The following is a 10,099-nucleotide window of genomic DNA, read 5'->3' as shown; positions in this document are numbered from 1 at the left end:
GGTTCAGCCACAAGCTAAGGAAACTGCACCACAGGTTCAGCCACAAGCTAAGGAAGCTGCGCCACAGGTTCAGCCACAAGCTAAGGAAGCTGCGCCACAGGTTCAACAGCAAGCTAGCGAAATCGCCTTATACATTCAAGAGCGAGCTGCGGAAGTCACAAAATTAATTCAAGAACGGTGTTTGTGGCAGTTTCACTCGCGTGCATGGGATCGGGAAGAAAACATCAATGGTGTTCTCAATAAGGCCGCCCAAATCTTGACTGGAGAAAAGGTGGTTCTGGATACCTTGATCGAGAGGGGTTTTTATGCAGATGCGAAGATCCTTTCGGCTGACCTAGAAATCAGGTTTTCATGGTTAAGTAAGATGGAGAACTCGCAAAAGAAGGCAGTACTGGAGTCTGTTAAGGCAATGCTGGTCGATATTGTAATAACCAAGTCGAAGAATGGTGAATTGCATTATTCGCTTTATTAAAGCAATTAGATCGGTAATTCAACCCTCCGGGTTCGGCAGCTCCTCCTCGGGGAAACCCCCAAGACCAGACTGCCTCACCAAACGAACAGTGTTGCTGAATTAGAGTAGGAAATAGAGTTTTGTCATTCTGTTCGCGTTGGCGTAGCTTCTGGTAGAGAAGTCTTGATGTAGGGTTGGATCGCTTTTCGCTTCTCCCCAAGGGGAGAAGCGATCGCCTTCATCCGTTCCCCAAAAGTAGCAAAGTGTTTGCGTAGCATCTCATTTAGTTTTCAGGGCTTTTCAGAAATTCAATTCTATCCTTCTGGTGTAGTCGATGCTACGCATCGCTTACTTCGACCTAAAGGTACGAAAACACCTTCATACAGACACTCTATTCCGTTATCTATGCCCTGACGCACCTGCTACAGAACAGGATGACAATTCATTCTTTCTTTCAACAACATCAAACAAATACAATCACGAGTTTCTCACTATCTAGGAGTCAATAGGATGTCTTTAGTCGTAAAACAAAAAGAACGCAAGGGAATAATCAATCCTATATTTACCTGTCAGCCTGCTGGAGCTGAGTACGCTGCAATCGGAGTAAAAGATTGTATTCCCCTGGTGCATGGAGGACAGGGGTGTAGTATGTTCGTTCGTTTGCTGTTTGCCCAGCATTTGAAGGAAAATTTTGACATTGCCTCTTCTTCACTCCATGAAAATAGCGCTGTTCTTGGAGGACAGCCACGTATTGAGGAAGCCGTACACACCTTAGTTGCACGATATCCCGATTTACGGATTATTCCAATTATTACGACTTGTTCAACTGAGACGATTGGGGACGATATCGAAGGAACCATTAACAAGCTCAACGGCCAGTTAAAGACAGACTATCCCGATCGCAAGGTTGTCCTTGTTCCCGTGCATACCCCCAGTTACAAAGGTAGCCAGGTCAGTGGCTATAATGTCGGCATACATGCAATCATTTCTACCCTGGCAAAAAAAGGCGAACCAACTGGCAAGTTGAACCTCATTACTGGGTGGCTTAACCCTGGAGATGTCACGGAAATCAAGCGTATCTTAAAAGATATGGATGTTCCAGCAAACATCTTAGTGGATACAGAATCTTTCGATGCGCCTACCATGCCCGATAAGACAAGTTTTGCCTTTGGGAATTCAACCATTGAAGAAATTGCTGATTCTGCTAATGCGTTGGGAACTATTGCCTTATGCAAATATGAAGGAGGCAGCTCAGCTGAATTCTTACAAGAGAAGTTTAAGGTTCCTGCAATCATTGGCCCAACCCCGATTGGCATCAAAAACACTGACGTCTGGCTGCAAAATATCCAGAAACTGACTGGTAAAGCAATACCAGAATCTTTAGTTAGAGAACGTGGAAAGGCTATCGATGCGATCGCAGATCTCGCCCACATGTTCTTCGCCAACAAGAAGGTAGCTATTTACGGAGATCCCGATCTGGTAATTGGCCTAGCAGAGTTCTGCTTAGAATGTGAGTTAGAGCCAGTGCTGATGTTGTTGGGAGACGACAACAGAGCCTGCACCAAAGACCCAAGAATTGCCCAGTTGGAGAAGCAAGCAGCCTGTGATATCGAAGTCATCTGGAATGCAGACCTCTGGGAATTGGAGCGCCGCATTAAAGATAAATCCCTCGAAATCGACTTGATTCTAGGTCATTCCAAAGGTCGATATATTTCTATCGATCACAAGATTCCAATGGTTCGGGTTGGCTTCCCCAGCTTTGACCGCGCAGGTCTGTGGAAATACCCCATTATTGGCTACAAAGGAGCAGAATGGCTAGCAGACACCATTGCTAACACCATGTTTGCAGATATGGAGAACAAGCACGAGCGCGAATGGATCTTAAACGTTTGGTAGAAAGCTGATGTATATGGGGGATGGCATCTATCCGCAGTGATATTTCTGTCATCCACCCCTAACTGATTAGATGGTATTTCCATCAGAATTTTTACGATACTTAGCAATCCTATGTCAATTGTAAACCAGGCAGCACCCGTTTAACTGATTAGTATCAGAGGGCGGCTTAGTAGCCTGGTTTACAAATCACCCTCCGGGTGACGCTCGCAGGCTCGCTAACGCTGCGCTAACGGCAGTTCCTCCCGGGGGAAACCCCCATCGCCCTTGGCGTCTCCCCTTCTCCCAAAGGGAGAGGCTAGCGCCAAGGGAGAAGACCAGACTGCCTCACAGGGTACTGAAGACAGAAGCTATACAAAGACTGGAGAGTGATCATGACTGCAACAACAAGTATAGATAAGAATGTCGTATTTTACGGAAATTTAAGCGAACTGTATCGCTTGGCAAAAGAGGGTAAGATTAAGACCACTTTACAAGGTAGTCATACCCGCCCCTGTAAATTTTGGACTGCAACGAAGATTTTAAGTGGGATTAAAAATGCGATCGTCATTTCTCACGGGCCTAGTGGCTGTGCCTATGGTGTCAAGCGGGCATACAAGCTGACCAATAGCCGCAATAGTGGTTCACCTTATGAACCCGTGGTGACTACGAACATGAGTGAGAAAGCGGTAATTTTTGGTGGAGAAAAAGAATTAGCAGGCGCGATTCGAGAAGTAAATGAAAAATACCATCCAGATGCGATCGTTGTTGCCACTAGTTGTGCGTCTGGTATTATTGGGGACTGTGTTGATGACGTCGTGAATAAGGCGCGTGGCGAAATCCAGTCTGAGATCATGACGATACATTGTGAAGGATTTGCCGGGGAATATCGCAGTGGATTTGATATTGTATTTCGGCAAATCGTAGACTTTATGGAGCCGCCAACTCCAGAGCGGAAGGCACAACTAGCCGATGCTGTCAATATTGTGGGCGCAAAGATGGGCCCTGAAAGAACAGAAGTCGAAACTGATGTTAAAGAACTGGTGCGATTGATAGAAGGAATGGGGGCACGAGTTCACAGTGTGATCGCTGGTGACTGTACTTTAGAAGAACTCAAGCAAGCACCGAGTGCGGCAGTCAACTGTACTTTATGTTTGGATCTTGGCTATACCATCGGTAAAGCCATGTCAGACAAGTTCGGTACTCCGCTAAACTCTACCATCCTTCCCTATGGAATCACCGCTACAGAAAAATGGCTCAAAGGGGCGGCAAAATATTTAGGCATGGAAGAACAAGCGGCTGCTCTAATGGAAAAGGAATATGCCGCAATCAAGACTGAATTTGAAGCAGCTAAAGGTTATATAGAAGGGAAGTTAGCGATTATCGAAGGACATGATGCTATCAAGTGCTTATCCCTTGCTCACATGTTGGATCGTGATTTTGGGATGCGTGTAGTAATCTATAACTTCCATCCCTGGAGTACAGAAGCACGAGAAACCAGTGTAGATTATTTGTTGGAAACAGGGTTAGACCCGGAAATCCTGATTACAAAAGGGACACTGGCCTTTGGCAAGTACGAGTCCATGAAACAAACGGAAGATGAATTACTGGATTTCATTGGTGGTCTTGATGCAGAATCGGTAGTTTATTTTGGTTCTTCCTTAAGTTTCCCCCATATTCCCGTAGTCGATTTAAATGCTATCTTAAATCGTCCCAGATTTGGCTATCGCGGAGCCTTAAAGGTCGCAAGGTGTATTGAAACAGCACTCCAATATGCCTTTAGACCTCGGAGTGCTTTAACCAAGCAAATGGTATTCCCTAAAGATTCCGGGTTAGCATCTGTTCAATCACTAAGCGGAAAATTAGCTCAAGACATGCCTGATTGTACCGTATATGCAGAGAAGAGACGGGGAAAATGTATGAACGAGTAATAAATGAAATGTGACTTTGCTAAATAAAAGTATGGATTTGTCTCAAACAGAAAATTGTATGTTGGGTAGAACTTTAGTGTTACCCAACAAACTTTTCGGAAATGTTGAATTTTGTTCCTCAACCCAACCTACGTAGACTGATACGGACAAGGCTTAAGCCAAAAATGTCAAGGCAGAAGCTGTTACAGGCTGCGCGAAACACGGAAAAGTCAAGGCAGAAGTTGCTACAGGGAAGGCAGAAGCTGTTACAGGCTGCGCGAAACACGGAAACGTCAAGACAGAAGTCGCTACAGGGAAGGCAAAAGCTGTTACAGGCTGCGCGAAACACGGAAACGTCAAGGCAGAAGCTCTTACAAGGAAGACAGAAGCCGTTACAGGCTGCACAAAACACGGAAACGCCAAAGCAGAAGTCGCTACAGGCTGCGTGAAACGCGTTTACATAGTCAAGCTTTAAAGAAACAGGAGGAATAAATGTCTGCTGAAACAACTTTTGACAATTGTAACCATAGTAAAGACCCAGTAGTTGGCTGTGCCCTTGAAGGTATTGCAACTACAGTTGCTGGCATTAAAGATGTCAGTATTGTGATTCAGTCTCCACAGGGTTGCGCGTCCACTGTCGCAGCTGGGTATGATGCTCATGAGGTTGATTTCACCAAGCGGAAAGTAGGTTGTACTCGTCTTTTTGAGTCAGACATCGTGATGGGAGCGTCTGAGAAACTCAAAGGGATGATTAAAGAAGCGGATCAATCTTTTGATTCTAAGGTGATGTTTGTCGTTGGGACTTGCGCGGCAGACATCATTGGTGAAGATATTGCGGGATTGTGCAACCAGCTTCAGCCAGATATCAAAGCCAAACTCGTTCCTTTAATGGCTGGTGGGTTTCGAGGCAATGCTTACGATGGCTTGGAAATGGGTTTGGAAGCTTTACTTCCTTTTATAAAAAAAAGGCAGACCAAGAGAAGGGGTAAAAAGCCAAGGATTGTAAATATCATTGCGCCACAGGCAAATCTTAATCCTACTTGGTGGGCTGATTTGGAATGGGTAAAGCAGACGTTAAAATCTTTAAGGATTAAAGTACAGACGGTCTTTTCTCATAATACCTCCTTTGAAGAACTAGAGCAAGCTGGTGAAGCAACCGCCAATATTGTTCTCAGTCATGATGTTGGGTATAAGTTTGCTCGGAAAATGCAACAGACCCATGACATCCCTTTGATCCTTGATGATATACCTTTACCAATAGGTGTAAACAACACTACTCGGTGGTTGAAGGCATTGGCGGCACATTTCAAGATAGATGAAAAAGTGGAGCCAATCATTAAACAAGGCGAAGAAATGGTCGTAGATACACTTCGCAAACGAGCATTGATGATTATTCCCCGATATCGTAACTGTAGAATTGCCGTATCTGCGGATGGGACGCTTGGCATTGGACTAGTCAGAATGCTTTTTGAAGAATTGGAGATGATTCCAGAAATCTTATTATTTCGCTCGGCGATGCCTGATTCTCGTTCAATTTTGGAGCGAGAACTGTACAGCCTCGGTCTTACTTCCCATATAGTATTTTCGGCAGATGGCTATCAGGTAAAACAGACCTTAGAAGAGTTTGATGTTGATGCTGTGATTGGCTCGGCATGGGAAAAATACATGGCAGAGGAATTGGGAATTAAAATTGCTTTTGATGTATTTAGCCCCACTAATAGAGAAACTTATGTTGACAAGCCATATTTTGGCTATGAAGGCATGATCAATATCATGGAAGTGATTGCTAATGATTGGGATAGAGCTTTTCGTTCCAAAGAGATTAATTGGACATAGAGAAATAAATATGCCTCAATATACTTGGGTTAAGCTTTTTTTCTCTCTCTGTTTTTACTGTCTTCCCCAACAGATAAAGGTTAAAAATATAGGACTCACGCATTGACAAAAAGTTGATTCATGCGGCTAAGTCCCTACTTCCTCTTAAGGAGCTGTACTACATTGTTCTAACTAAGGGTTTCAGTTTCATCAACGACAAATAGTCTACCTGCGTGACGAATAGCTTCGGGTTTGTGAATTTGCAACAACTTTAACACTCCAATGCCTAGCAATAGCCAAATCAAAACGACAATTGGTGCTAAGTTAAGCGGTGCTGGTGGAGGGGGATAAAGGTTGCCAACTAGGACACTACTAATTGTGATTATCGAGAGCCAAGGTAGCAGAACATAACGCAACCAACCAAAGCGATTCGTAGAGTTTTGCTCCAACTGAGTGCGGCGTTTTTTCGAGAAATATCGAAAACACGCTAAACTAGTCAATCCATAGATCGCTAGGGCAGCCAGCGTTATGACTGTTCCCAGAAAGGCAAAGGCCTGAATCGGTGTCCACAGGATTCCCAACCCTAACCCCACAAACGCGGAACTGCCACTCAACGCGAAAATGGCATTTGTTGGTGTGCCATAGGTGGGATGAATGTGCGCCAACCAACGGGGAAACAGTTCTTCTCGACTGATGGCATAGACAATCCGAGCAGCACCATTGAGAAAGGCAACGGCACAGGCATATCCTGCCATAATTCCGGCAAAATCAATCAATAAGGCAAACCCATTGCCCCAAACGTGACGGGCGATCGTATCGAAGGGGGCAGCATCTTGGGCAAAGGCTGTCATGTTATGGATGCCATATCCCAGCGTTGCTACATATGACATCAGCACATAGAACACGCCGACTAAAACTAGGGTGATTACCGTCGCTTTTGGAATTGATTTTCGGGGGTTTTGAACTTCTTCACCCAATGTAGTTGCGGATTCAAACCCGACGAAACTGAGGATAGACAAAATCACACCGACAAATAGGTTGCTGTGCTGTGGTAGCCCCGTCAGCGTGAAGGGTAATAGTGTCAATTGTCCGGTTTTGCCAGCTTGGATAAATACAATGAGCGCGAGCAATAGACAAACGCCGAGTTCAAACATCAGTAGCGTCAGATCCAATTGCAGTGAGAAGCGAATGCCGCGATAACACACTGCCCCAACGATCAAAGCGAACAAGCAATACCATAATGTCCAGTTTATGTGTACGCCAAACCAGTGCAGCAACATTTCTTGAAAATTCGCACTCATTACTAGAAAGACAAAGGCAATAGCCGCACCAAGGGAATTTGAAGAAGACTTTAGGCGACCTCTATGGATTAAGGACATGGGTAGAATATGGTTTTCGACAGTGTAAACAGGAACTAGGTTGGACAGATTATCGTTTTACTAATTTCCAGCATATTCAGAGGTGGTGGGAAATTATTTTTTGTGTTTACACAATGATTAGTTTAAATTCTCCAGCGTTTTTAGACTTAAATCAATCTCGTCAACTTGAGACTGAGATACAAGAAGATAGTTCGGTTTATTTTTCTAATCATAAACAATGGAATCATCAATGCGGATGGAAGAACATTTTAAATAATCTGCGTCTAATTATCCAACCACTCTTACTATTTTGGTTGATTTATCCTTGGCTAGATATTTTTCCCAATTCACATTTATTGCTGGGATTCAATCATTTAATTGCTGCAATGAATCAATTTAAACCCTATTATTCTTCTGGATGATTTAGCTTATTTACTACTTGCTTATTCCGAAAAGTGACAGAAGAGGGATATATCGTCTAAAATTGTACTTCTAGCTAATACACGATTGACATTTTCAGTGTCGGCGCACCGTCAGAATAAAATTACGAATACTATAAGCGAGTTTTGATTTATTTGTGACAGTCTAACTAAACGAGGTTCTAAATTCGAGTGGCGAGACGCTTGTCTTATTCTTAAATAATTTATTAAACGACTGCGGATGTTCAAAACCGAGCCGATACGCGATTTCGCTGACTGAAAGCGATGTTGTGGATAACGCTTCTTTGGCTTTTTCGATTAATTTATTGTGGATATGCTGTTGGGCGTTTTGTCCCGTCAGCGTTCTTAACATATCGCTTAAATAATTCGGCGATACGTTTAATTTACCGGCAATATACTTGACGGTTGGAATTCCCGATTGTAATTCATTTTGTCTATCAAAATACTCGTTTAATAAATCCTCCAGTTTCACCAGCAAATCACTGCTCGCTTTTTTGCGGGTGATAAATTGCCGATGATAAAATCTGTTTGAATAATTAAGCAGTAATTCAAGTTGTGAAACAATCACATCCTGACTAAAGTTATCAATATTGGAACGATATTCCTGCTCCATATTTTCGATAATATCGTTTATGATTGCTTCTTCTTTTTCCGAGAGGTGCAAAGCTTCATTGACCGAATAGTTGAAATACTGATATCGCTTGATCGTTTTGGCTAGCGATGTATTCCATAAAAAGTCGGGATGGATTAGTAGTGACCATCCCCTACGCTTTGATGCTGCATCTTTATCAATCTCCACCCCGAAAACCTGACCAGGCGACATAAAAAACATTACGCCTTCATCAAAATCATACTCCTGCTGACCGTATTTATATTTAGTGTTAGGTGTTCTTTTGAGCCCAATTGCGTAGAAATCAAAGACAAGATTTATTAATTCTTGGTGAGGCAAATATTTAATGGATTCTAAATTAATCAGGCTGATTAAAGGATGCTCAGGTTTAGGAAGCTCCAGCATCCGATGATATTCGGCGATCGTTTTAAATCTACGCGGTTGTGTGTTTGTCATATCGAAATGTAATTATTGCTGGTTATAAGCAACCGCGAAATCTTTCGCAAAATCTTTCAGCTTTACTTTACCCAATATTGGTCTATGGCGGAAATAGTCTTCATACAATCTGCCTCCACGCCTAGCGGCATTCATTTCCACAAAACCCTGTGCAGTTTGCGGGTTCATTCCAGATTCCAATAGACCATTTAAAAATTGTTCGTCAGAAATTTCCAGCCATTTCAGATCGGAATTTCCGATGGCTTCGCCCAGAATTTCGGCGATTTCGTTTGGCGAAACTTCATCGCTTGCAATATAACGAATTTCTTTACCATTAAAAGGTTTTTCAATTTCTTCGGCAATCACGGCAGCAATATCTAAAGGGGAGACCCACGGTTCTTTTTCATCGCCGCGATAGTTGCCGACAATCGCGCCTTGTGATTTGATGGTTTGGATAAAGGTATACATATAAGTGTAAAAACCGACTGGGCGTACGAATTTAATAAAGACCTCTTCCGGCAGCTCTCTTAAAATATTTTCGACATTGTAATGAAACCTGAGCAAGCCAACTCCTTTGTCAGCACCGATGCTGCTTAGATGCACGACACGTTTTACACCCGATTGTTCAATGGCTTGTTTGTAGTTTTTGCCAATCTTGGTGATAGCCGTGATAACATCAACATTCGGGTCGAAGAAAGTATCGGGGGCAAGCGATTCCATCACATAAACGACATCTGCGCCTTTAAAAGTCGCTGATAGAAAGCCAGCGTCTTCCATTGTGCCAACGGCAGCTTTTGCGCCTAGAGCTTCAATATCTTTCTGCCTTTCGGCTTTGCTGCTGATAACTGTCACCTGATGCCCTTTTTTTACTGACTCTTGTGTCAGTGGTTTACTAATATTTCCTAAAGAACCTGTCACTATAACTTTCATAAATATTTACTCACAAACTATTTCTAAATTGAAATTTGAATTTCTCTATTTATGGTAAGCAATTTTTTATCTTTAAAGTTAGCCGAATTATCGGTAATTGTATCCAAAATGTAGAATTTTGCTGCTTAACGGTACTTAGACAAAAATTAAGCTCAAATAAAGCCTAAACTGGCTTTATAAGCAGTAAACACGTCACGGTTGAGCGTCAACCAATCGAAGAATCGTAAGGATTCAGGTCTAATATTGCGGAAGCAAAGAAGGGCGAGACTGATAATTAA

Annotated in this window: 8 protein-coding genes and 1 pseudogene; 5 read left to right on the top strand and 4 right to left on the bottom strand. The window is 43.0% G+C overall.

Features of this window, described 5'->3' with window-relative positions; translation table 11 throughout:
• Nucleotides 1-472: V-containing nitrogenase subunit delta (gene vnfG, locus Q0541_RS28235; protein WP_298919129.1), on the top strand; the 472-nt coding region annotated here is incomplete at its 5' end.
• Nucleotides 473-594: 122 nt separating this feature from the next.
• Here vnfG and Q0541_RS28230 read toward each other — a convergent pair.
• A complete protein-coding gene (locus Q0541_RS28230) occupies nt 595-729 on the bottom strand; it encodes a hypothetical protein (protein WP_298919126.1) in 135 nt (44 codons plus the stop codon).
• A gap of 232 nt (nt 730-961) precedes the next feature.
• Here Q0541_RS28230 and vnfK point away from each other — a divergent pair, with 232 nt between their 5' ends.
• The 3 genes from vnfK to Q0541_RS28215 all read left to right on the top strand — a co-directional run bounded on the left by vnfK (nt 962) and on the right by Q0541_RS28215 (nt 6,069).
• Nucleotides 962-2,347, top strand: coding sequence for a V-containing nitrogenase subunit beta (gene vnfK / locus Q0541_RS28225; protein WP_298919124.1), 1,386 nt, complete (start codon nt 962-964; stop codon nt 2,345-2,347).
• 371 nt (nt 2,348-2,718) lie between these two features.
• Complete coding sequence (locus Q0541_RS28220) at nt 2,719-4,254, top strand: nitrogenase component 1 (RefSeq protein ID WP_298919121.1); 1,536 nt, start codon at nt 2,719-2,721, stop codon at nt 4,252-4,254.
• A 471-nt stretch (nt 4,255-4,725) separates the two neighbouring features.
• On the top strand, nt 4,726-6,069 hold the full coding sequence (locus Q0541_RS28215) for a nitrogenase component 1 (protein ID WP_298919117.1): 1,344 nt from the start codon (nt 4,726-4,728) through the stop codon (nt 6,067-6,069).
• Between the two features lie 167 nt (nt 6,070-6,236).
• On the opposite strand, the gene Q0541_RS28210 is transcribed toward Q0541_RS28215, so the two are convergent.
• A complete protein-coding gene (locus tag Q0541_RS28210) occupies nt 6,237-7,349 on the bottom strand; it encodes an APC family permease (protein ID WP_298919114.1) in 1,113 nt (370 codons plus the stop codon).
• Nucleotides 7,350-7,378: 29 nt separating this feature from the next.
• Here Q0541_RS28210 and Q0541_RS28205 point away from each other — a divergent pair.
• Nucleotides 7,379-7,828: pseudogene (locus Q0541_RS28205) on the top strand (IS701 family transposase); the annotation flags it as partial.
• A gap of 163 nt (nt 7,829-7,991) precedes the next feature.
• Here Q0541_RS28205 and Q0541_RS28200 read toward each other — a convergent pair.
• Together Q0541_RS28200 and Q0541_RS28195 are read right to left on the bottom strand one after the other, a co-directional pair.
• The gene (locus Q0541_RS28200) at nt 7,992-8,912 is read right to left on the bottom strand and encodes an AraC family transcriptional regulator (protein ID WP_298919111.1); all 921 of its coding nucleotides are present in this window, start codon (nt 8,910-8,912) and stop codon (nt 7,992-7,994) included.
• A gap of 12 nt (nt 8,913-8,924) precedes the next feature.
• Nucleotides 8,925-9,821, bottom strand: a complete 897-nt coding sequence (locus Q0541_RS28195) for an NmrA family NAD(P)-binding protein (protein ID WP_298919106.1) — start codon at nt 9,819-9,821, stop codon at nt 8,925-8,927.
• Nucleotides 9,822-10,099: the final 278 nt, after the last annotated feature.

This window comes from uncultured Nostoc sp. (genome assembly GCF_937863485.1).
GTDB lineage: Bacteria > Cyanobacteriota > Cyanobacteriia > Cyanobacteriales > Nostocaceae > Nostoc.
The sequence above is the reverse complement of the archived record's forward strand: the minus strand, read 5'-3'. Positions and strand labels throughout refer to the sequence as shown.